Here is a 22,524-nt window from a genome sequence, read left to right as displayed (position 1 = left end):
GGTTGCGGTTTCTCGTCAATCGGCCGGCGAAGGCGCAGCGGCGGACGAAGCGCCCGCCGTGGACACCGGCACCGGCTTCACTTTTTCGCCGGGACGCGCGCGCTGCAGGCCGTCGACCACCAGGCGGTCGCCCTCGCGCAGGCCCCGGGTCACGACCCAGTGCTCACCCTCGGTGCTGCGCACTTCGAGCGCGCGCAGCTCCACCTTGTTGTCGGGCGCCACCACCAGCGCGGTCGGCTCGCCCTTCTCGTTGCGGGCCACGCCGCGCTGCGGCGCCAGGATGGCCTGGCGCTCCACGCCAGACTCGACCTGCGCGCGCACGTACATGCCCGGCAGCAGCAGCCCTTGCGGGTTCGGAAATTCCGCGCGCAGCGTGACCGAGCCGGTGGCCTCGTCGACGGCCACTTCGGAGAACTTCAGCGTGCCGGCATGCGGGTAAGGCAGGCCGTCTTCCATGCGCAGGCGGACCTGGGTGCTGGCCGGCGCCATGTCGCCCGAGATGAAGCGGCGCTTGAGCTTCGTCAACGCCAGGCTCGACTGCACCACGTCGACGTAGATCGGGTCGAGCCGCTGGATCGTGGCCAGCGCCATCGCCTGGCCCGGCGCCACGAGCGCGCCTTCAGTCACGGCAGAGCGGCCGATGCGTCCCGCGATGGGCGCGGTGATGCGCGTGAAGTCGAGGTTGATGCGCGCCGCCTTCACGGCCGCCTGCGCGGCCTTCACGCCGGCTTGCGCCTGCACCAGCGCCGCCTGCGCCTCTTCGTGTTCCTGCCTGCTCACGGCATTGGCCTTGACCAGCTCGCCGAAGCGATCGGCCTTGCCGCGCAGGCTGGCGATGGTGGCCTGCGAGGTGGCCAGCGCGGCCTGCGCCTGCTCGTGCGCGGCCTCGAACGGGCCGGGCTCGATCTCGTACAGCACCTGGCCCGCGCGGACCATGCCGCCCTCTTCGAACAGCCGCTTGCGCACGATGCCGTTGACCTGCGGCCTCACCTCGGAGACGCGGTAGGCGGCCATGCGGCCCGCGAGCTCGGTGTGCACAGCCACGTCGCTGGCGTGCAGCGCCACCACGCCGACTTCGGGCGGCGCGTCATCGGTGGTGGAAGCCTGCTTGGCGCCGCATGCAGCGAGCGCGAGCAGGGACATCGGAAGCAGGAGCTTGAAAAGCGGGGTCATGGCCATCGGGAATCGCAGTGCGGCGTGCGCAGGGATCACCCGGCTCGTTACATTTGCACTCAAATGGTGCATTCTGCCTTCGATGTTGCATTGCAACCTGAAGGAATCCTGTGTTTGCCGTAGGTGAAATCGGCGGCGGCCGCTAGCCTCGCTCGCGCCCTCGCGGCTGCAAAGAAAAAGGCCGCGCAATGCGGCCTTCGTCGGAGTGTCTACAGAAGGGGAATGTGTGGTGGTAGGCCGTGAGTGGCTTGAACACTCGACCAACGGATTATGAGTCCGCTGCTCTAACCAACTGAGCTAACGGCCCACGCGGGCCCGATTCTATGCGCCGCGCGCGGCCACTTACTTGCGGTGGCTCAGCGCGTTGCTCACCAGCCGCGACGTGATGTCGACGATCTGGATCATGCGGTCGTACGGCATGCGGGTCGGGCCGATCACGCCCAGCGTGCCGACCACCTGGCCGTCCACCTCGTAATTGGCGCTGACGATCGACAGCTCCTCGAAGGGCACGACCTGGCTTTCGCCGCCGATGAAGATGCGCACGCCCTCGGCCTTGCTCGACACGTCGAGCAGCCGCATCAGCTGCGCCTTCTCTTCAAAAAGATCGAAGGCGCGCCGCAGCTGCCCCATGTCGCTGGAAAAATCGGTCACCGACAGCAGGTTGCGCTCGCCGGAAATCACGACGTCGTCGGCCTGGGCGTCTGTGAGCACTTCGGAGCTGACCTGCACCGCGGCCTGCATCAGCGCGGCGATTTCACCGCGCAGCTTCTCGACCTCGGACTGCAGCCGGTCGCGCACCTGCTCGATCGTCAGGCCCGCGAAGTGCGCGTTGATGTAGTTCGAGGCTTCCACCAGTTGCGACTGCGAATAGTCGGATTCCGGGAAGATCACGCGGTTCTGCACGTCGCCGTCGGGCGACACGATGATCACCAGCAGCCGCCGCTCCGACAGGCGCAAAAATTCGATCTGCTTGAACACCGAGACGCGCCGCGGCGCCATCACGACGCCCACGAACTGCGACAGGTTCGACAGCAGGTGCGCGGCGTTGGCGATCACCTTCTGCGGCTGGTCGGCCGCCAGGCTCGGCGTGCTCATCTGCTCGCGCTGCGCGGTCAGCATGGTGTCGACGAAGAGCCGGTAGCCGCGCGTGGTCGGCACGCGCCCGGCTGAGGTGTGGGGGCTGGCAATGAGTCCCAGCGCCTCGAGGTCGGACATGACGTTGCGGATGGTCGCGGGCGAGAGATCCAGCCCCGCCGAACGCGAGAGCGTGCGCGATCCGACGGGTTGCCCATCGGCGATGTAACGCTCGACCAGCGTCTTCAACAGCAACTTGGCACGGTCGTCCAGCATTGCAAGATTTTAGTGTTGTAATTTGTGAGCTATGACCTCACGCTTTCGTCACGTCGCCCTGATCGGCAAATACCAGGCTTCCGGCGCCCGGGCGCAAGCCGATGCGCGCGACGGCGTGATGGAGGGCATTGGCGCCTTCCTCGAATCGCAGGGTTGCACGGTGTTCGTGGAGCGTTCGTCCTGCGAGGACACCGACGCCCCACCCCACCCGCGTTACCAGGCACTGTCGGTCGAAGAAATCGGCCAGCGCTGCGACCTCGGCCTCGTGGTCGGCGGTGACGGCACCATGCTCGGCATCGGCCGGCAGCTCGCGTGCTACGGCATCCCGCTGATCGGCATCAACCGCGGCCGGCTCGGCTTCATCACCGACATCCCGCTCGACAACTACCAGGCCACGCTGATCCCGATGCTGGCCGGCGAATACGAAGAAGACCACCGCAGCCTGATGCACGCGCAGGTGCTCCGCGACGACGCCGTCGTGTTCGATGCGCTCGCGATGAATGACGTGGTGGTCAACCGCGGTGCCACCTCGGGCATGGTCGAGATGCGCGTCTCGGTGGGCCGCCATTTCGTGGCCAACCAGCGCGCCGACGGGCTGATCATCGCGTCGCCCACGGGTTCGACGGCCTACGCGCTGTCGGCCGGCGGGCCGTTGCTGCACCCGGCGGTGCCAGGCTGGGTGATGGTGCCGATCGCGCCGCACACGCTGTCCAACCGCCCCGTATTGCTGCCCGACGCCGACGAGATCGTGATCGAGTTGGTGAGCGGGCGCGACGCCAGCGCCAATTTCGACATGCAGTCGCTCGCCTCGCTCGCCATCGGCGACCGCGTGGTGGTGCGCCGCTCCGACTTCCGGGTGCGCTTTCTGCACCCGCGCGGCTGGAGCTACTTCGACACGCTGCGGAAAAAACTCCATTGGAACGAAGGGGGCTCCTGAATGAAGGACCACGCCCCCAGCTTGAGGACGAACTGAGATGGCTTTGCGACGCATCGCACTGCGCGACTTCGTGATCGTGCGGTCCCTTGAACTCGACCTGTCCGCCGGCTTCACGGTGCTGACCGGGGAAACCGGCGCCGGCAAGTCCATCCTGATCGACGCGCTGCAGCTGGCACTGGGCAACCGCGCCGACGCCGGTGCCGTGCGCGAAGGCGCCGAGCGGCTCGACGTGAGCGCCGAGTTCGACGCCGACCCGGCCCTGGCCAGCTGGCTCGACGAAGGCGGCTTCGAGGCCGGCGACGGCCTGCTGCTGCGCCGCACGGTCGATCTGCAGGGACGCAGCCGCGGCTGGATCAACGGCAGCCCCGCCACCGCCACGCAGCTGCGCGAACTCGGCGACCGCCTGCTCGACATCCACGGCCAGCACGCCTGGCAGAGCCTGACCCGCCCCGAGGCCGTGCGCGGCCTGCTCGACGCCTATGCCGGCGCGCGCACCGACGCGCTCGACGCCGCCTGGCAGAGCTGGCGCCAGGCGCTCTCGGCGCTCGAGCACGCACGCTCGGCGCAAGACTCGCTGCAACGCGAGCGTGAGCGGCTGCAATGGCAGATTTCCGAAGTCGCCAAGCTGGCGCCAGGCGCCGACGAGTGGGACGAACTCTCGGCCCACCACTCGCGCATCTCGAACGCGCAGGCGCTCATCGACGCCGCCCAGGGCGCGAGCCAGGCGCTCGAAGACGACGACAACGGCGCCCTCGCCGCCCTCACGCGCGCCGCGACGCTGCTGCAGAACTGCGAGCACATCGAGCCCGAATTCCGCACGCTGGGCGAGGTGCTGGCGTCCTGCGTGGCGCAGGCCTCGGACGCGGCGCACTCACTGCACGGCTACCTGCGCGACACCGACACCGATCCCAAGACCCTCGCCGAACTCGACGAGCGCATGGGCCTGTGGATGTCGCTCGCGCGCCGCTACAAGCGCACGCCCGCCGAGCTGCCCGCGCTGCTGGCCGGCTGGCAGGCGGAGCTGCAGGCACTCGACGCACAAAGCGACCTTGAAGGCCTGGAGCGCGCCGAGCAGAACACGCAACAGGCCTACATGAAGGAAGCCAAGGCCCTCGGCAAGATCCGCAAGCAGGCGGCGCCGCGCCTGGCCCAGGCGGTCACGCAGGCGATGCAGGGCCTGGGCATGCAGGGCGGGCGTTTCGACGTCGAACTGCAGCCGCTGGCACAGCCCAGTCGAGCCGGCCTCGAAGAAATTTCGTTCCTGGTGGCCGGCCACGCCGGCAGCACGCCGCGCGCCATCGGCAAGGTGGCCTCGGGCGGTGAACTCTCGCGCATCGCGCTGGCCATCGCCGTGACGACCAGCGAACTGGGCGCCGCGCAGACGCTGATCTTCGACGAGGTCGATGCCGGCGTCGGCGGTGCCGTTGCCGAAACCGTGGGCCGCCTCATGAAGCAACTCGGCCGCGACCGCCAGGTGCTCGCCGTGACCCATCTTCCGCAGGTGGCAGCCTGCGCCGATCACCACCTCGTGGTCGCCAAGCGCCAGACGACGGCGGCCGGCACGGACGGCCCGCGCACCGAAAGCGGCGTGTCGCGCCTCGCCGCTGACGACCGCGCCCGCGAAATCGCCCGCATGCTCGGCGGCGAAAAGGTGTCGGCTACCTCGCTGGCCCATGCGCGCGAAATGCTGGGCCACAAGACGCCGGCGACCGCCCCATGAACATGAATCTCGACCTCGTCCTCATCACCGGCATGTCGGGCTCCGGCAAGTCGGTGGCGCTGCACGCGCTGGAAGACGCCGGCTACTACTGCGTCGACAACCTGCCGCCCGAACTGCTCACCGCTTTCATCGCGCTGCAGCACGAACAGCAAGCCACGCGCGTGGCGATCGCGATGGACGTGCGCAGCGGCGTGTCGCTGCCGATCGTTCCGCAGCAGCTCGAAGCGCTGCGCGCCGACGGCGTCTCGCTGCGCTCGCTGTTCCTCGACGCGACCACCGACGCGCTGCTGCGTCGCTATTCGGAAACCCGCCGGCGCCACCCGCTCTCGCGCCAGGAAAGCCGCACCGACGTGCCCGAACAGCACCGCGTGCTGGTGCAAGCCATCGAACTCGAACGCGAATTGCTGGCCGACCTGCGCGACGGCGCCGACGTGATCGACACCAGCCTCATCCGCCCCGCGCAGCTGCAGAGCTACATCAAGGGGCTGATCTCGGCGCCGCAGAACGCGCTGACGCTGGTGTTCGAATCGTTCGCCTTCAAGCGCGGCGTGCCGCTCGATGCCGACTACGTGTTCGACGTGCGCATGCTGCCCAACCCGCACTACGTGCCGGCGCTGCGCGCGCTGACGGGCCGCGACGAGCCGGTGATCGAATGGCTGCGCGAGCACGACGATGTGGCGCGCATGTTCGACGACATCGAGCAGTTCCTGACGCACTGGCTCGACGCACTGGCGCGCGACCACCGCAGCTACGTGACGGTGGCCATCGGCTGCACGGGCGGGCAGCACCGGTCGGTGTTCCTGGTCGAGCAGCTGGCGCGCGCCTTCGGCGCCCGCTGGGGCGCACTCAAGCGCCACCGCGAACTCGACGCCTGACGGCGGCGAAGCCGGCCTACCGCCGGGGCCGTTCAGGCCTCGGCGGTTTCCAGCAGCTTGCGCATCGGGGCGGGCAGCCCCAGCCGGCTCCACTCCTGCGCCTCGACCCAGCGCGCGCCCTCGCCTTGCGGCTGGACGCCCTGGAGCAGCACGGGGTGCAGGTGCAGGTCCTTGTGGGTCAGCACGTGCACGAAGGGTGGCAGTTCCTGCGTGTCATGCGCCGCGCCCGACGGCAGGGCCGCGAGCAGGTCGTCGTGGCTGTCGAAGACCGGCAGGCAATGCAGCCCCGCCCAGATGCCCTTGGCCGGCCGCTTCTCCAACCACACGCGCCCTTGCGCGTCACGCGCCAGCAGCACCCACAGCGACTGGGCGCTGCGCTTGAGCTTGCGCGTCTTCACCGGATAGCGCTCGGGCGCGCCCTGGCGCAGGCCCACGCAGCTCGCGTTCACCGGGCAGATCATGCAACTGGGCTTGCGCGGCAGGCAGACCGTGGCGCCCAGGTCCATCAGGCCCTGCGTGTAGCTCGCCACCGCCTCGCGCTGGCCTTCTGGCGGCAGCAGTTGCGTGGCGAGGTCCCACAGCGCGCGCTCCTGCGCCGACGACGACATGTCGCCGTCGAAGCCGAGCACGCGCGTCAGCACGCGCTTCACGTTGCCGTCGAGGATCGCCACGCGCTCGCCGAAACAGAAGGCCGCAATGGCGGCCGCCGTCGAACGACCGATGCCGGGCAGGGTCACGAGTTCGGCGGCGGCGTGCGGAAAGGCGCCGCCGAAGCGCGCGACCACCTCCTGCGCGCAGCGGTGCATGTTGCGCGCACGGCTGTAGTAGCCCAGGCCGCTCCACAGGCCGAACACCTCGTCCTCGGTGCCGGCGGCCAGCGCCGCCACGTCCGGGAAGCGCTCGAGAAAGCGCGCGAAGTAGCCCAGCACGGTCGTGACCTGGGTCTGCTGGAGCATCACCTCCGAGAGCCAGACACGGTAGGGGTCGCGCGTGTTCTGCCACGGCAGCTCGCTGCGCCCGTGGCTGCGCTGCCAGCGCACGATCTGTGCGGCGAATTCGGGAGGCAGCGGCGGAGGTGGGGAGACGGCCGCCCGCGCGGCGGTGCGCTCAGGCCGCACGCAGTTGCTCGCCCGCGATGGCGGCGGCCGCGACAGGCGGCTGGCTGCCGTGCTGCGCGATCAGCGAGGTGAACTCGTGCAGCCGCTCCTGCAGCGCGGCCAGGTGGCTTTCTTGCGCGGCGATCTCGGCCAGCCGGTCGTCGAGGCTGCCCGCGGCGTTCTGGATGCGTTCGATCGCCTCGATGCGCTTGCTGAAATTGCGGCGGCGCTCCTTGAGCTGCGCATCGATCTGCGCGCTGGCGCCCTTGCTCCAGCGCTCGACCTCGGTCATGGCGGCTTCGTTGACGAGCCGCAGCCGGCTGGCCAGCGCGCGCACCAGCTTGTCGCAGAAGTCGGCCTGCGCGAGCTTGATCAGGTTGCCCACGCCCAGGTAGTGGATGTGGCTGCGCTCGATCTGGCCCAGCTCCTGCTCGAAGCCGCTCAGGTCGGGCTCGGCCGGCGCCTGCAGCGTGAAACCCTGCTCGGCGTTGAGCTGGCGGAAGGTGGCGTGCAGCATCGACTGGATCTCGGCCGTCGTCGCCTGCACTTCGCGCAGGTTGTTGCGCAGCGCATCGAAGGTTTCGCCGTACACCTTGCGCACGTTGAACTTGACGCCGGGGCGCTTGAGCGCCGCGGCCAGCTTGACCATGTCGGCCTTGAGTGCCGTGCGCCCGAGCACCGCGTACACCTCGCGCAGCAGCTTGCCCTGCACCGAGCGCAGCGCCAGGATGCGGGTGTTGCTGCCCTCGAATTCAGCATGTTCCTGGTCGATGCGCGCACGCATGTGGCGGATCACCGACACGTTCTTGCCGCGCAGGCCCTGCAGCTCCAGCGCCTGCTCCGACAGGTCGCGCTGGCGCACCTTCAACAGGCGCTCGGCCTCGGTGCGCAGCGCGGTCATGCCGGCGTCGACCGCCAGCCGCAGCATGGTTTCGCGCTTGCCGAGCACGCCTTCGCCGAGCAGCGCCTCGAGCGCCGGCAGCCGGCTGGCGTCGAGCAGGGTCGCGTCGTGAGCGATCTTGGCCTGCAGGCCCTTCTGCGCCGACACCGGCAGCACCTGCGCCAGCGGCACTTCGAGCAGCCGGGCCGCGCCTTCACGCTGGCGCTCGATCTGCTGCGCGATCTGCGCCGGGGTGCTCAGCGTGTCCCACAGCGTGTCGATCTTGTTGAGCACAACGAAGCGCGTGTCGTGGCTCTCGTCGCCGGTGATCAGGTGCTCGCGCCAGATCGACAGGTCGGAGCGGGTCACGCCGGTTTCGGCGCCCAGGATGAAGACCACGGCATGCGCCTGCGGGATCAGGCTCACGGTGAGTTCGGGCTCGGCACCGATCGCGTTCAGGCCGGGCGTGTCGAGGATCACGAGCCCCTGCTCCAGCAGCGGGTGCGGCATGTTCAGCACCGCATGACGCCAACGCGGAATCTCGACGCGGCCTTCGGCGTCCTGCACCGGGTTGTCGTCGGGCGTCTCGGGGTTCCAGAAACCGAGCGCGCGGGCTTCGTCCTTGCTCACCCAGCGGACTTCGGCCACCTTGCCCATGGCCCGGGCCAATTGCTCGGCGTCGCCCACCTCGATGGGCAGCTCGGTCCAGCGCGTGGGCCGCTCGCGCCAGTGGGCGAGCGAATGCGGCTCCAGGCGGGTTTCGATGGGCAGCAGGCGCAGCTTGGGCGCCAGTGCGGCGTCGTAGCCCAGCTCGGTCGGGCACATCGTGGTGCGCCCTGCGCTGGCCGGCATGATCCGCCGCCCGTAGCCGGCAAAGAAGATCGCGTTGATCAGCTCCGACTTGCCGCGCGAGAACTCGGCCACGAAGGCCACCATGACCTTGCTGGTGCGGATCTGGTCTTCGAGGGCGCGCAGCCGTTCGGCCACGGCCTGGTCGAGCAGCTCGTTGTCGGTCAGCCAACGGGACAGCCACTGAAGGCGGCGGGCGAAGTTGCTCCGCCAGGCGCCGTGCTGATCGAGCTGTTGGTTGAAAGAGCGGCTCAAGGGGAAGATGTAAGTAAGAATTTACAAATATAACATCGCCGCATGGCGAACGGGGTACCAACAGGAGTTTGCCCCGAAGCGGCCGCCACGGGGCCCGCCTTCCCTAGGATTTCTGGCAATGGGGGCAGTAATAAGTAGAGCGCTGCCCCTGTTTCAGCTGCCGGATCGGCGTGCCGCACACACGGCACGGCTCGCCCGTGCGCCCGTAGACGGTCGCTTCGAGCTGGAAGTAGCCGCTTTGCCCATCCACGTTCGAGAAGTCGCGCAAGGTGCTGCCGCCCTTCTCCACCGCCCGCGCCAGGATGTCGCGCACCGCCGCATGCAGCTTGGCCGCGCGCGGCCGGCTGATGCGCGCCGCCGACAGGGTCGGGCGGATGCCGGCCATGAACAGCGCCTCCGACGCGTAGATGTTGCCCACCCCCACCACCACGTCGCCCGCGAGCAGCACCTGCTTGATGGCCGTGCGGCGTTTCTTCAGCCCGGCATGGAAGGCGTCGAGGTCGAAGTCATCGCCCAGCGGCTCCATGCCCAGCCCGCCGAGCAGCTTGAGGGCCCAGGGCGCCTCTTCGTCGTCCACGTAGACCACGGCGCCGAAGCGGCGCGGGTCGTTCAGCCGCAGGGTCCCGAGTTCGGTGACGAGGTCGAAGTGGTCGTGCACGCCGGGCTCCGGCAGGTGGATGTCGAAACGCAGGCTGCCCGACATGCCCAGGTGCAGCAACAGCAGCCCGCGGTCCAGGTCGATCAGCAGGTACTTGCCGCGGCGGCGCACCTCGCGCACGCGGCGCCCGACGAGCGCCTGCGGCACCACCATCAGCGCCCAGCGCAGCGGCTTGCCGATACGCACGGACTCGATGCGCGCGCCGGCGATGCGGTCGGCAAAGCCGCGCCGGGTGACTTCGACTTCGGGTAGTTCAGGCATGAAAAGTAAAACTCCGGCAGCGACGAAGCCCCATGCGGCACTCGTTCAAATGGCTGGATTATTATGGTCAGATGAACCCATCGCCCCGCCGTCACCGCCTTGCGGCGGCCGCGTCTCTCGTGCTGCTTGCCTACACAACGCACGCACAGTCTCTTGAACCCACCGCCGCCGGCAACCCGCCTCCCGTCATCGAGCGCACGGCACCGCCGAAGCCGCCGGTGCGCCCCCGGACGACCCCTGCTGCCGCCAAGCCGGCCGCCGAAGCCGCGCAGCCGTCGGCGCTGACGGCCGACCTGTTCTACGAAATCCTCATGGGCGAGATCACCGCCCGCTCGGGCGATCCCGGCTCCGGCTATTCGCTGGTGCTCGACGCCGCCCGGCGCCTGCGCGACGGCAAGCTGTTCCAGCGCGCGGTCGAAATCGCGCTGCAGTCGCGCTCCGGCGACGCCGCCATTTCCGCGGCACGCGCCTGGCAGGAAGCACTGCCCAATTCACGCGATGCCCGGCGCATCGAGTTGCAGATCCTGATCGCGCTGAACCGCATCAGCGAAACCGTCGAACCGCTGCGCGCCGAGGTGGCCGCCACCTCGCAGATCGAACGCCCCCTGCTGATGGCGGTGATCGCGCGCACCTACGGCCGCGCCGCCGACAAGAAGCTGGCCGCCTCGGTGGTCGAGCAGGCGCTGGTCGACGAACTCAAGAGCCCGACCACCGGCGGACTGGCCTGGGCCACCGTGGGCCGGCTGCGCCTGAACGCCGGCGACCCCTCGGGGGCGCTGGATGCCGCGCGCAAGGGGCAGGCCATCGATCCGTCGTCCGAGGCGCCCTCGGCGCTGGCGCTCGAGCTCATCGACCCGGGCCAGCCGCTGGCCGAGCCGATCGTCACGCGCTACCTCGCGAACAACCCCAAGGCCTCGCCCGACCTGCGCATCGCGTACGCACGCACGCTGGTCGAGAACCGCCGCTTCAGCGACGCCAGCACGCAGCTGCAGACCCTGACCGCCGCGCGCCCCGAGCTGGCGGAGCCGTGGCTGCTGCTCGGCAGCCTGCAGATGCAGGCCCGCCAGGAAGCGGCGGCCGAAACCTCGCTCAAGCGCTACGTCGACCTGATGACGGCGCCGGGCCAGAGCCAGGACGCCGGTGACGTCGCCGACCGCAAGCGCGGGCTGACGCAGGCGTACCTCGTGCTCTCGCAGCTGGCCGAGCGGCGCAAGGATTTCCAGGCGGCCGACCGCTGGATCACGCGCATCGACAGCACTGACAACCAGAGCGCCATCCAGGGCCGCCGCGCCAGCCTGCTCGCCAAGCAGGGCAAGCTGCCCCAGGCCCGCGAGCTGCTGCGCGCGCTGCCCGAGCGCACGGCGGAGGAACGCAAGCAGAAACTGCTGGCCGAAACCCAGCTGCTGCGCGAAGCCAAGCAATACCAGGCCGCCTACGACCTGCTGGCCCAGGCCTCGGCCGCCGCGCCGGACGACGGCGACCTCGTCTACGACCAGGCCATGATGGCCGAGAAGCTCAACCGCCTGGACGACATGGAGCGGCTGCTGCGGCGCCTCATGACGCTCAAGCCCGAGAGCCAGAACGCCTACAACGCGCTGGGCTACTCCTTTGCCGATCGCAAGATCCGGCTCGACGAGGCCCGCACGCTCATCCAGAAAGCGGTGCAGCTCGCGCCCGAAGACCCGTTCATTGCCGACAGCCTGGGCTGGGTCGAGTTCCGGCTCGGCAACACGGCGGAGGCGATCCGCATCCTCGAGGCGGCCTACAAGACGCGGCCCGACCCCGAGATCGGCGCGCACTTCGGCGAAGTCCTGTGGTCGGTCGGCCAGAAGGACCGCGCGGTCGCGATCTGGAAAGAATCGCTGCTGACGGACGCCGAAAACGAGACGCTGCAGGAAACCCTCAAGCGCCTGCGCGTCAAACCCTGAATGGCACCGATCACGTACACGGCTCCCGCGCGGGGCGATGGGTCCCTCACCCGCCGCGCGGCGCTCGGCGCGGGCGGCAGCGCACTGCTGCTGTGGCTCGCGGGCTGCGCCCAGCTCTCGGGCGGCACCGCTGCCGCGCCCGGACGTTCGGCCAGCTGGAGCGGGCGAATGTCGCTGCGCATCGACAGCGAACCGGTCCAGACCTTTGCCGCCCTGTTCGAGCTGCGCGGCTCGGCCGAGACCGGCGACCTGACGCTGACCACGCCCATCGGCAGCACGCTGGCCCAGCTGCACTGGGCGCCGGGTGAAGCCCTGCTGAAGAACGGCAGCGAGACCCGCCGCTACGACTCCGTCGACGCGCTGATCGAAGCCGCTACCGGCGCCGCCATTCCGGTGGGCGCGCTGTTCGGCTGGCTCGACGGCCGCGCCGACCCCGTGCCCGGCTGGCGCGCCGATCTGGGCCAGCTGTCGAACGGCAAGCTGCAGGCCACCCGCGAATCCCCTGCGCCACGGGCAGACCTGCGCATCGTGTTCGAACGCTCATGAAGGCGATCTACGACCTTCCCGCGCCGGCCAAGCTGAACCTGTTCCTGCACATCACCGGGCGGCGCGACGACGGCTACCACCTGCTGCAGTCGGTCTTCATGCTGATCGACTGGTGCGACACGCTGCACGTCGAACTGCGCAACGATGGCCAACTGAGCCGCGAAGACCTCACCACGCCGCTGCCGGCCGACGACCTCGTACTGCGCGCCGCCCGTGCGCTGCAGGCGCATGCCGCACCGGGCCAGGGCGCGCACATCGGCATCGCCAAGCACGTGCCGGCGCAGGCGGGCATGGGCGGAGGGTCGTCGGACGCGGCCACCTGCCTGCTCGCGCTCAACCGCCTCTGGAACCTGAACCTGCCGCTGTCGCGCCTGGCGCAGATCGGGCTGAAGCTGGGTGCGGATGTGCCTTTCTTCCTCGGCGGACGCAACGCCTGGGTCGAGGGCATCGGCGAGGAAATCACCCCCGTGAACCTGCCGCCGGCACGCTTCGTGGTGGCCAAGCCACCCGAGGGACTCGATACCCGATTAATTTTTTCTGCGGATGATTTGGAACGGGCAACTCCTGTTGCTATAATCTCAGGCTTTGCTGCAGATAGCGAACAGCTAGAAGCCACAAACCTCGGCAACGGGGTTTACGACTTCGGTCACAACGACCTGCAGCCGGTTGCCCAACGGCTTTGCCCCGCAGTCACCGACGCCATCGAATGGCTCGGACTGCAAGGATTGAAGGCCCGGATGACCGGCTCCGGAAGTTCGGTGTTCGCGAAGATGCCGCAATTGCCGCAGGAAGCGGAACTGCTCGAAGCCCCCCGGGGATGGCAGGTTCGACAATGCGACAATCTGGCAGTTCATCCACTCTGGGGATGGGCAGCCTGAAGAGATAATCGGAACGCTCTGCGGTTCGATGCGACATATATCGGTGGATGGTGCAAACCATCAACCTGTGTAGGGGAGTCGCCAAGCTGGTTAAGGCACTGGATTTTGATTCCAGCATGCAAAGGTTCGAATCCTTTCTCCCCTGCCAAATCTCTCAAACTGCGGCCTGATGGCCGCAGTGCTTCTTTTGCAGTCCACCGGCTGCAATAATCGGCGGCCCACACAGGCCGCCACGACTCGAAACCTTTGGCGGCTTTCCCGCAAGCCCATTTGCACTGCCCGGACGCGCTCATGCAGGCCAATCACCCTGACTTTTTGGTTTTCACCGGCAACGCCAATCCCGGCCTTGCTGCAGAAATCGCGCACAACCTCGGCACCTCGCTGGGCGCCGCACGCGTCGGTCGCTTCTCCGATGGCGAAGTCACCGTCGAGATCAACCAGAACGTCCGTGCCCGTGACGTGTTCGTGGTGCAGTCGACCTGCGCGCCGACCAACGAAAACCTGATGGAACTGCTGATCATGGTCGACGCGCTCAAGCGCGCTTCGGCCGAGCGGATCAGCGCCGTGATTCCCTACTTCGGCTACGCCCGCCAGGACCGCCGCCCGCGCTCGAGCCGCGTGCCGATCTCGGCCAAGGTGGTCGCCAACCTGCTGGAAACCGTGGGCGTCGAGCGCGTGCTCACCATGGACCTGCACGCCGACCAGATTCAGGGCTTCTTCGACATTCCGGTCGACAACATCTACGCCTCGCCCGTGCTGCTGGGCGACCTGCGCCAGAAGAACTACGAAGACCTCATCGTGGTCTCGCCCGACGTCGGCGGCGTGGTGCGCGCCCGTGCGCTGGCCAAACAACTGAATTGCGACCTCGCCATCATCGACAAGCGCCGCCCGAAGGCCAACGTCAGCGAAGTCATGAACGTGATCGGCGAGATCGACGGCCGCAACTGCGTGATCATGGACGACATGATCGACACAGCCGGCACGCTGGTCAAAGCGGCCGAAGTGCTGAAGGAGCGCGGCGCCAAGAGCGTGTACGCCTATTGCACGCACCCGATCTTCTCGGGCCCGGCCATCGAGCGCCTCTCCAAGGGCACGGCCCTGGACGAAGTGGTCGTCACCAACACCATCCCTCTTTCCGACGCGGCCGTCGCGTGCGGAAAGATTCGCCAGCTCTCCGTGGCACCGCTGATCGCCGAAACGATCCAGCGCATTGCCAAGGGCGAGTCGGTGATGAGTTTGTTCTCGGACCAGGACAACCTGTTCTGAGCTGAGAGCGAAAAAGCAGGCCTCCTTCGGAGGCCTTTTTGAACCGGAGTCGCACTGGTCGCGGTGGACTCTCACAGGAGCTAGTTATGAAATTCGTCGCTTATGAGCGCGCAAAGCAGGGCACGGGTGCGAGCCGCCGTCTCCGCATCACGGGCAAGACCCCGGGCATCGTCTACGGTGGTGACACCCAGCCGCAACTGATCGAAATCGATCACAACGCGCTGTGGCACGCCCTGAAGAAGGAAGCCTTCCACTCGTCGATCCTCGAAATGGACCTCGCCGGCGCCGTCACCAAGGTGCTGCTGCGCGACGTGCAATACCACCCGTTCCGCCAGCTGGTGCAACACATCGACTTCCAACGCGTCGATGCCAAGACCCGCATGAACATGAAGGTGCCGCTTCACTTCAAGGGTGAAGAAGAGTCCGACGCCGTCAAGCTGGATCACAACCTCGTGAACCACGTGATGACCGAGCTGGAAATCAACTGCCTGCCCAGCGATCTGCCTGAATTCATCGAGATCGATCTCTCGGGCCTGAAGAAGAACGCCACGCTGCACGTCAACGACATCAAGCTGCCCAAGGGCGTGAAGTTCGTGAGCCACGGCAAGACCAACCCCGTCATCGTGTCGGCCGTGCCGCCGCTGGTCTCGGAAGAGCCGGCACCCGCTGCCGAAGGCGCTGCTGCCGAAGGCGCTGCTGCTGCCGCTGGCAAGCCCGCCGCCAAGACGGCCAAGAAGAAGTAATCCTCTTTCTTTCCGTCCGCGAACAGAAGGCCCGCCCCGTGCGGGCCTTTTGCTTTGGGGGGCGGCGAGATAATTCCCGCCATGATCAAGCTGTTTGTCGGCCTCGGAAACCCGGGCCCCGAGTACGAAGCCACGCGCCACAACGCCGGCTTCTGGTGGATCGACGCCCTCGCGCGCGACTGGAAGCTCAACCTCGTGCCCGAGCGCGGCTACCACGGCCTCGCGGCGCGCGCGAACATCGGCGGCCAAAGCATCTGGCTGCTGGAACCACAGACCTTCATGAACCTGTCGGGCAAGTCGGTGGCCGCGCTGGCGCGCTTCTTCAAGATCGCCCCCGACGAAATCCTCGTGGTGCACGACGAGCTCGACGTGGTGCCCGGCCAGGCCAAGCTCAAGTTCGGCGGCAGCCATGCGGGCCACAACGGCCTGCGCGACATCCACGCCCAGCTCGGCACCGGCGACTACTGGCGCCTGCGCCTGGGCATCGGCCATCCCGGCGTGAAGTCGGAGGTCGTCAACTGGGTGCTCAAGAAGCCGCTCAAGGAGCAGCGCGAAGCGATCGAAGACGCCATCGTGCGCACCCTGCATGCCGCCCCCGCGCTGGTGGCCGGCGAGATGGAAAAAGCCACGCTGATGATTCACACGAGCAAACCGCCGCGGCCCAAGCCGCCGAGGCGGGAGCCCGGCGACGGAGGCACGACGCCTGCCGCCACCTAGCCGGCCACGGGAGTGCAGGGAGGGAGAGCAAACAAAAAATGAGAAAAAGAAGAACGACGACGAAGAACAAGGAGACCGCAGGCACAGCGGCAATCGCTATATTTTCAATAGCAATGTCCGTCGCCTCCATGGGCGCCTCAGCCCAGACCTGGCGATGCGGCAACACCTACTCCGACCAGCCGTGCGAAGGCGGGCGGACCGTGAAGGTGGACGACCGGCGCAGCGATGCGGACCGCAAGGCGTCGGAAGACGCCACGCGCCGCAACGAACGCAGCGCGGGTCGGCTGGCACGCCACCGAGAGTCGCAGGAGCGGGAGGCGCTCGGCCGGCGCAATCCAACGACCTTCGATGCGGGGCGCTTCGCCTCAGGCGCACAACCGCTCACGCCCGCCGAACAGGCCGTCCAGGCCCGTCAGCGCAAGCACACGGCCGAGCCCCGCCCGACGAGCGCGCGCTTCAACAGTCCTTCGACCGGCGACGAGGCGCCGAAGGACACAGGCAAGAAGAAAACGAAGAAAAAACCCGGCTCAGAGGGCGCCGGCTGACGACGACGGCGAGGCGGCATCCGACGAAGGCGGGGCCGCCTTGTCCGCCGTGAGGCGCACGTACTTCTGCATCAGCGTCTCGCGGGTCTCCACATGGTCCGGGTTCACCGGGATGCAGGCCACCGGGCAGATCTGCACACACTGCGGCTCGTCGAAGTGGCCGACGCACTCGGTGCACTTGTGCGGATCGATCTCGTAGAACTCGGCGCCCATGTAGATCGCATCGTTCGGGCACTCGGGCTCGCAGACATCGCAGTTGATGCATTCGTCGGTGATCATGAGGGCCATCCCCCGATTATCGGCGGACCGGGCGAAGGCCTCCCCGCAGACCCTGCGGAGCCCCCGCCGGCGTCAGGGCGGTCCGGCGAGGAGCGACAAAGTTCACAGCCAAGGCACGGTTGTTGCATCAGTCAGTTATGCTGCGGCCCGCCCCATGAGTCTGTTTCTATTCAAGCGCATCGCCACGCTGATCGGCACCCTGATCGGCGCCTCGGTCATCGTTTTCCTCGTCCTCGAGATCCTGCCCGGCAACGCCGCGCAGATGCTCATGGGCCCCGACGCCTCGCCCGATGCCGTCGCCGCCCTGGCCACCAAGCTCGGCCTGGACCAGCCCGCGTGGACGCGCTACTGGCACTGGATCGGCGGCCTGCTCACCGGCAACCTGGGCGACAGCTACGCCTACAGCTCGCCCGTCATCGACCTGATCCTGGAACGTTTGGCCCTCACCGTGCCGCTCGCCGTGATGGCGATGGCCCTCACCGTCGTCATCGCCCTGCTCGTGGGCGTGACGGCCGCAGCGCGCCACAACAAGCTCGGCGACGTCGGCCTCATGGGCATGGCCCAGGTCGGCATCGCCATTCCCAACTTCTGGTTCGCGATCCTGCTGATCCTTGTGTTCTCGGTGCAGCTGCAGTGGTTCTCCGCCGGCGGCTTCGAGGGCTGGGGTGAAGGCATCTTCGCGGGATTGAAATCGCTGCTGCTGCCGGCGCTCTCGCTGGCCGTAGTGCAGGCAGCCATCCTCGCGCGCATCACGCGCTCGGCCGTGCTCGAGGTGATGCGCGAAGACTTCGTGCGTACCGCGCGCGCCAAGGGCGTGTCCCAGCGCATGGTGCTGTGGACCCACGTGCTGCGCAACGCGATGATCCCGGTCATCACCGTCATGGGCATGCAGTTCTCCGAACTGCTGGCCGGCACCATCGTGGTGGAGAACGTGTTCTACCTGCCCGGGCTGGGCCGGCTGATCTTCCAGGCCATCAGCAACCGCGACCTGATCGTGGTGCGCAACTGCGTGATGCTGCTCGCGGCGATGGTGGTCATCGTGAACTTCGTGGTCGACGTGCTCTACGCCGTGATCGACCCGCGCATCAAGGCGAGCGACGTATGAGCACGACCACAGTTCCCAGCGCCGTCGCGCTCAAGGTGCCGGGCTTCTGGCGCCGCGCCCTGCACCACCGCAGCTTCGCGATCGGCGGCGTGCTGAGCCTGCTGCTGCTGATCGCTGCCGTGCTCTCCCTGGTCTGGACGCCGTGGTCGCCCTACGCGATGGACATGGCGAACAAGATGCAGGGGCCCTCGGCCACGCACTGGCTCGGCACCGATGCCTTCGGGCGCGACGTGGCCTCGCTGCTGCTGGTGGGCGCGCGCGCGTCCATCCTCGTGGGCGTGATCGCCGTTGGCATCGGCCTCGTGGTCGGCACCGCGCTGGGCCTGCTCGCTGCTGCGAGACGCGGCTGGGTCGAAGAAGCGGTGATGCGCCTGTCGGACTTCACGCTCGCCTTCCCCGCCATCCTCTCCGCGATCATGATGACCGCCGTGTTCGGCGCCGGCATCGTCAACGCGATCATCGCCATCGGCATCTACAACATCCCGACCTTCGCACGCATCACGCGCGCTTCGGCCAACGCCATCTGGTCACGCGAGTACGTCGCCGCAGCACGCGCCTGCGGCAAGGGATCGTTCGCGATCACGATGCAGCACGTGCTGCCCAACATCTCCGCCGTGCTGATCGTGCAGATCACCATCCGCTTCGCCATCGCGATCCTGGCGGAAGCCGCCCTCTCCTACCTCGGCCTCGGCACGCAACCACCGCAACCATCGTGGGGCCGCATGCTCAGCGAAGCCCAGACCCTCATGTTCCAGCAGCCGCTGCTGGCCGTCTTCCCCGGCATGGCCATCGCCCTGGCGGTGCTCGGCCTGAACCTGATGGGCGACGGTCTGCGCGACCTGCTCGATCCGCGCCTGGCGCGCGCGAGGTAAACAAGCACGCCATGGCGCTTCTCGAAGTCAACGACCTCCACATCGGCCTGCAGACGCAACGCGGGCCGGCCGAAGCCGTGCGCGGCATTTCCTTCTCGCTGGAGCGCGGCGAAACGCTGGGCATCGTCGGCGAGTCGGGCTGCGGCAAGTCGATCACCGTCATGTCGCTCATGGGCCTGCTGCCCGCGACCGCGAAGGTCACGGGCAGCATCCGCTTCGACGGCACCGAGCTGGTCGGGCGCGACGAAAAAGACATGTGCCAGATCCGCGGCAACCGCATCGGCATGATCTTCCAGGAGCCGATGACGGCGCTGAACCCCGTGCACACCATCGCGCGCCAGGTCGGTGAGCCGCTGCGGCTGCACCGCGGTCTGTCGAAAGCCGAGGCGCGCAAGGAAGTGCTCGCGCTGCTCGACCGCGTCGGCATTCCCGACGCCGCCTCGCGACTCGATGCCTACCCGCACCAATTCTCGGGCGGGCAACGCCAGCGCATCGGCATCGCGATGGCACTGGCCTGCGGGCCCGATCTGCTGATCGCCGACGAGCCCACCACCGCGCTCGACGTGACGATCCAGAAGCAGATCCTGGAGCTCATCCAGGGCCTCGTGGCCGAGCGCGGCATGGCGCTGATCCTGATCTCGCACGACCTCGGCGTGATCTCGCAGACGGTCTCGAAGATGCTCGTGATGTACGGCGGCAGCGTGGTCGAGAGCGGCCCCACCGACGCCGTGTTCGCCAAGCGCGCCCACCCCTACACGCAAGGCCTGTTCGCCGCGCGCCCCGCCATCGGCGCGCCGCGCGGCCTGCGCCTGGCGACCATCCGCGGCAGCGTGCCCGAGCTGGTCGACCTGCCACCGGGCTGCCCGTTCGCGGGCCGCTGCGCGTACACGGTCGACGCCTGCCACACCACGCGGCCGTCCGCCACGGTGCTGCCGCCGGACCACGCGGTGCGCTGCATGCGTCTCGAAGAAATTGCAGCCGCGCAGGCTGTTGCGCCATGAATCCATCGACCCCGTTGCTGCAGGTGACCGACCTCGTGCGGCACTACGCATTGCCGCGCGAAAAGCTCTTCGGCCCGCCGCCCACCGTGAAGGCGCTCAACGGCGTGAGCTTCAGCGTGCAGGCCGGCAAGAGCGTGGGCATCGTCGGCGAATCGGGCTCGGGCAAATCGACGATCGCACGCCTCGTGATGGCGCTGGACACGCCCACCTCGGGCAGCGTCGCCCTCGAAGGCCGCAACCTGCACGCGCTGTCGAAGGCCGAGCTGCGCACCGCGCGGCGTGACTTCCAGATGGTCTTCCAGGACCCCTACGGCTCGCTCGACCCGCGCCAGACCGTCGCACGCATCGTCGCCGAGCCGCTCGAAGCGCTGGCTGAAACGCGCCGCGCCGAGCAGCGCGAACGCGCCGCCGAAGCCCTCGCCGCCGTCGGCCTGCGCACCACCGACCTCGACAAGTACCCGCACGAGTTCTCGGGCGGCCAACGCCAGCGCATCGCGATCGCACGCGCGCTCATCACGCGGCCCAAGCTCATCGTCGCCGACGAGCCCGTGAGCGCGCTCGACGTCTCGGTGCAGGCCCAGGTGCTCAACCTCATGCAGGACCTGCAGCAGCAGTTCGGCATCAGCTACCTGCTCATCAGCCACGACCTCGCGGTGGTCAACCACCTGTGCGACGAGGTGTGCGTGGTGTTCAAGGGCCAGATCGTGGAGCAGGGGCCGCCGGCCGAGCTGTTCCATCACGCGCAGCATCCGTACACCCGCACCCTGCTGTCGGCGGTGCTGCACACGCCGCCCGGCGGCACGCTGCGCGCGGCCTGAAGTCGCCGGGGCACGGCCTCGGACAGATCGGTCATGAGCATCTGGTGGCGCAAGCGGTGGGCTTCGCGCAAGATCGCTCGCCCATCCGGGAACGTCCCGAGGAAAAACCGCCCGCGCCGGCGCGCACCGGAGGGCCTGCTGCGAGAGAATGATCCGCTGCACGTGGCATCTTTCGTGCTGTGTGTCTTTCTTTCGTGGCGCTGCGCTTCCCCCTGGGGCACGGTGCGCGCCGAAGCAGTCATTCGACACTGACCGTTTTCCGGAGATCACCCCGTATGTTGAACCGTCGCACGCTCCTTACCACCGCCGGCGCCACCGTCGCCCTGGCCACCCCGCTGGCCGGCATGGCGCAGGGCCGCAAGGACGCCATCGTGATCGGCATGGCCCTGGAGCCGCCGGGCCTGGACCCCACCACCGGCGCCGCCGCCGCCATCGCCGAGGTCGTGCAATACAACATCCTGGAAACGCTGACCAAGATCAACGTCGACGGCAGCGTCACGCCGCTCTTGGCCGAGAGCTGGGAAATCTCGCCCGACCTGAAGACCTACACCTTCAAGCTGCGCAAGGGCGTCAAGTTCCAGAACGGCGAGCCCTTCAACGCGTCCACCGTCAAGTTCGCGTTCGACCGCGCCGGCGGCGAGAAGAGCACCAACAAGGACAAGCGCACCTTCGCCAACCTCGCCACGCAGGTGGTCGACGAGCACACGGTGGTGGTCATCAACAAGGAGATCGACCCCGACCTGCCCTTCGTGCTGGGCCAGGCCACGGCCGCCATCGTCGAGCCCAAGAGCGCCGAGGGCAACGCCACCAAGCCGATCGGCACCGGCCCCTACAAGCTGGACAACTGGGCCAAGGGTTCGTCGATCACGCTGAGCAAGTGGGAGGGCTTCCGCGCCCCCGCGGTCGCCAAGATCAACAAGGTCACCTTCCGCTTCATCTCGGACACCGCCGCGCAGGCTGCCGCCGTGCTCTCGGGCGACGTGGACGTGTTCACGCGCATCGGCACGCGCGCCGTGCCGCAGTTCCGCAACAACCCGCAGTTCCAGACCATCCTGGCCGGTTCGCGCGCCAAGACCATCCTCTCGATCAACAACAAGAAGAAGCCGCTGGACGACGTGCGCGTGCGCCGCGCCATCCTCGCGGCCATCGACCGCAAGGCCTTCATCGAGGGTGCTGCCGACGGCCTGGGCGTGCCGATCGGCAGCCACTACGTGCCGGGTGCCGCGGGCTACATCGACACCACGGGCATCAACCCCTTCGACATCGAGAAGGCCAAGAAGCTGCTGGTCGAGGCCGGCGTGAAGACCCCGCTCGAACTGCGCATGACCCTGCCCCCGCCGCCGTACGCGCGCCAGGGCGGCGAAGTCATCGTGGCCCAGCTCGCCAAGATCGGCATCAACGTGAAGATCCAGAACGTCGAGTGGGCGCAGTGGCTCAGCGGCACCTACACCAACAAGGACTACGACCTGTCGATCATTTCGCACGTCGAGCCCTTCGACCTGGGCAACTACGCCAAGCCCGACTACTACTGGGGCTACCAGTCGAAAGCCTTCGACACGCTGTTCGACAAGATCAAGTCCACCGGCAACGCGGCCGAGCGCAACAAGCTGCTGGGCGAGGCGCAGAAGCTGCTGGCCACCGACGCGGCCAACGGCTTCCTCTACCAGCCGCAGTTCCCGACCGTGGCCAAGAAGAACGTCAAGGGCCTCTGGAAAGAGAACCCGATCTTCGTGAACGACCTGTCGGCCCTGTCGTGGGGATGAGCCCCGCA

General features: G+C 68.0%; 21 protein-coding genes and 2 tRNA genes. 16 read left to right on the top strand and 7 right to left on the bottom strand.

From position 1 onward, the window contains the following. Positions 1 to 15: 15 nt before the first annotated feature. The 3 genes from AC07OX_RS16225 to hrcA form a co-directional block, all read right to left on the bottom strand. On the bottom strand, positions 16 to 1,173 hold the full coding sequence (locus AC07OX_RS16225) for an efflux RND transporter periplasmic adaptor subunit (protein WP_495261194.1): 1,158 nt from the start codon (positions 1,171 to 1,173) through the stop codon (positions 16 to 18). A gap of 230 nt (positions 1,174 to 1,403) precedes the next feature. Then, a tRNA-Ile gene (locus AC07OX_RS16220) sits at positions 1,404 to 1,480 on the bottom strand. 35 nt (positions 1,481 to 1,515) lie between these two features. Then, the gene (gene hrcA, locus AC07OX_RS16215; RefSeq protein WP_062476292.1) at positions 1,516 to 2,523 is read right to left on the bottom strand and encodes a heat-inducible transcriptional repressor HrcA; all 1,008 of its coding nucleotides are present in this window, start codon (positions 2,521 to 2,523) and stop codon (positions 1,516 to 1,518) included. Between the two features lie 31 nt (positions 2,524 to 2,554). Between hrcA and AC07OX_RS16210 the strand changes: the two genes are divergently transcribed. The 3 genes from AC07OX_RS16210 to rapZ are packed head-to-tail and all read left to right on the top strand — an operon-like array spanning position 2,555 to position 6,055. Beyond that, positions 2,555 to 3,460 carry an NAD kinase gene (locus AC07OX_RS16210; protein ID WP_390348795.1) on the top strand — a complete coding sequence of 302 codons (906 nt, stop codon included), beginning with the start codon at positions 2,555 to 2,557 and terminating at the stop codon, positions 3,458 to 3,460. A 37-nt stretch (positions 3,461 to 3,497) separates the two neighbouring features. After that, the gene (recN, locus tag AC07OX_RS16205; RefSeq protein ID WP_495261195.1) at positions 3,498 to 5,180 is read left to right on the top strand and encodes a DNA repair protein RecN; all 1,683 of its coding nucleotides are present in this window, start codon (positions 3,498 to 3,500) and stop codon (positions 5,178 to 5,180) included. Positions 5,181 to 5,182: 2 nt separating this feature from the next. Continuing rightward, a complete protein-coding gene (gene rapZ / locus AC07OX_RS16200; RefSeq protein ID WP_062476353.1) occupies positions 5,183 to 6,055 on the top strand; it encodes an RNase adapter RapZ in 873 nt (290 codons plus the stop codon). 32 nt (positions 6,056 to 6,087) lie between these two features. Here rapZ and mutY read toward each other — a convergent pair whose 3' ends face one another. The 3 genes from mutY to mutM all read right to left on the bottom strand — a co-directional run bounded on the left by mutY (position 6,088) and on the right by mutM (position 10,055). Next, positions 6,088 to 7,122, bottom strand: a complete 1,035-nt coding sequence (gene mutY / locus AC07OX_RS16195; RefSeq protein ID WP_495261255.1) for an A/G-specific adenine glycosylase — start codon at positions 7,120 to 7,122, stop codon at positions 6,088 to 6,090. A 40-nt stretch (positions 7,123 to 7,162) separates the two neighbouring features. Beyond that, entirely contained in the window at positions 7,163 to 9,136 is a 1,974-nt protein-coding gene (locus AC07OX_RS16190) for a dynamin family protein (protein ID WP_495261196.1), read from the bottom strand. A gap of 103 nt (positions 9,137 to 9,239) precedes the next feature. Continuing rightward, positions 9,240 to 10,055: a bifunctional DNA-formamidopyrimidine glycosylase/DNA-(apurinic or apyrimidinic site) lyase gene (gene mutM, locus AC07OX_RS16185; protein ID WP_495261197.1), complete on the bottom strand. Its 816-nt coding sequence runs from the start codon at positions 10,053 to 10,055 to the stop codon at positions 9,240 to 9,242. Positions 10,056 to 10,126: 71 nt separating this feature from the next. On the opposite strand from mutM, the gene AC07OX_RS16180 reads away from it, so the two are divergent. The 8 genes from AC07OX_RS16180 to AC07OX_RS16145 all read left to right on the top strand — a co-directional run bounded on the left by AC07OX_RS16180 (position 10,127) and on the right by AC07OX_RS16145 (position 16,678). Continuing rightward, entirely contained in the window at positions 10,127 to 11,983 is a 1,857-nt protein-coding gene (locus tag AC07OX_RS16180; RefSeq protein WP_307637505.1) for a tetratricopeptide repeat protein, read from the top strand. After that, positions 11,984 to 12,529, top strand: coding sequence for a lipoprotein insertase outer membrane protein LolB (locus tag AC07OX_RS16175; RefSeq protein ID WP_495261198.1), 546 nt, complete (start codon positions 11,984 to 11,986; stop codon positions 12,527 to 12,529). Next, positions 12,526 to 13,407: a 4-(cytidine 5'-diphospho)-2-C-methyl-D-erythritol kinase gene (ispE, locus tag AC07OX_RS16170; RefSeq protein WP_070061996.1), complete on the top strand. Its 882-nt coding sequence runs from the start codon at positions 12,526 to 12,528 to the stop codon at positions 13,405 to 13,407. Before AC07OX_RS16175 ends, ispE begins: the two co-directional genes overlap by 4 nt. 71 nt (positions 13,408 to 13,478) lie before the next feature. Further along, positions 13,479 to 13,555: transfer RNA gene (locus AC07OX_RS16165), tRNA-Gln, on the top strand. A 143-nt stretch (positions 13,556 to 13,698) separates the two neighbouring features. After that, positions 13,699 to 14,673 carry a ribose-phosphate pyrophosphokinase gene (locus AC07OX_RS16160; protein ID WP_062476346.1) on the top strand — a complete coding sequence of 325 codons (975 nt, stop codon included), beginning with the start codon at positions 13,699 to 13,701 and terminating at the stop codon, positions 14,671 to 14,673. A gap of 86 nt (positions 14,674 to 14,759) precedes the next feature. Beyond that, a complete protein-coding gene (locus AC07OX_RS16155) occupies positions 14,760 to 15,416 on the top strand; it encodes a 50S ribosomal protein L25/general stress protein Ctc (protein WP_062476274.1) in 657 nt (218 codons plus the stop codon). Between the two features lie 81 nt (positions 15,417 to 15,497). Beyond that, positions 15,498 to 16,133: an aminoacyl-tRNA hydrolase gene (gene pth, locus AC07OX_RS16150; protein WP_095949172.1), complete on the top strand. Its 636-nt coding sequence runs from the start codon at positions 15,498 to 15,500 to the stop codon at positions 16,131 to 16,133. A 200-nt stretch (positions 16,134 to 16,333) separates the two neighbouring features. Then, the gene (locus tag AC07OX_RS16145; RefSeq protein ID WP_495261199.1) at positions 16,334 to 16,678 is read left to right on the top strand and encodes a hypothetical protein; all 345 of its coding nucleotides are present in this window, start codon (positions 16,334 to 16,336) and stop codon (positions 16,676 to 16,678) included. On the opposite strand, the gene AC07OX_RS16140 is transcribed toward AC07OX_RS16145, so the two are convergent. Next, positions 16,661 to 16,966: a YfhL family 4Fe-4S dicluster ferredoxin gene (locus tag AC07OX_RS16140; RefSeq protein ID WP_070061994.1), complete on the bottom strand. Its 306-nt coding sequence runs from the start codon at positions 16,964 to 16,966 to the stop codon at positions 16,661 to 16,663. The genes AC07OX_RS16145 and AC07OX_RS16140 overlap by 18 nt on opposite strands. A gap of 145 nt (positions 16,967 to 17,111) precedes the next feature. Here AC07OX_RS16140 and AC07OX_RS16135 point away from each other — a divergent pair, with 145 nt between their 5' ends. The 5 genes from AC07OX_RS16135 (at position 17,112) to AC07OX_RS16115 (ending at position 22,516) form a co-directional block, all read left to right on the top strand. Further along, the gene (locus AC07OX_RS16135; RefSeq protein WP_095746670.1) at positions 17,112 to 18,062 is read left to right on the top strand and encodes an ABC transporter permease; all 951 of its coding nucleotides are present in this window, start codon (positions 17,112 to 17,114) and stop codon (positions 18,060 to 18,062) included. After that, positions 18,059 to 18,934: an ABC transporter permease gene (locus AC07OX_RS16130; RefSeq protein ID WP_062481348.1), complete on the top strand. Its 876-nt coding sequence runs from the start codon at positions 18,059 to 18,061 to the stop codon at positions 18,932 to 18,934. The genes AC07OX_RS16135 and AC07OX_RS16130 overlap by 4 nt, the downstream gene beginning before the upstream one ends. Before the next feature lie 11 nt (positions 18,935 to 18,945). Beyond that, positions 18,946 to 19,935: an ABC transporter ATP-binding protein gene (locus AC07OX_RS16125; protein WP_062481347.1), complete on the top strand. Its 990-nt coding sequence runs from the start codon at positions 18,946 to 18,948 to the stop codon at positions 19,933 to 19,935. After that, positions 19,932 to 20,753 (top strand): ATP-binding cassette domain-containing protein, encoded by an 822-nt coding sequence (locus AC07OX_RS16120; protein ID WP_062481345.1) that lies wholly within the window; start codon positions 19,932 to 19,934, stop codon positions 20,751 to 20,753. Before AC07OX_RS16125 ends, AC07OX_RS16120 begins: the two co-directional genes overlap by 4 nt. Before the next feature lie 275 nt (positions 20,754 to 21,028). Further along, positions 21,029 to 22,516 carry an ABC transporter substrate-binding protein gene (locus AC07OX_RS16115; protein WP_495261200.1) on the top strand — a complete coding sequence of 496 codons (1,488 nt, stop codon included), beginning with the start codon at positions 21,029 to 21,031 and terminating at the stop codon, positions 22,514 to 22,516. Positions 22,517 to 22,524: the final 8 nt, after the last annotated feature.

It is taken from the genome of Variovorax sp. GW821-FHT09D07 (genome assembly GCF_059416345.1).
The sequence above is the reverse complement of the archived record's forward strand: the minus strand, read 5'-3'. Positions and strand labels throughout refer to the sequence as shown.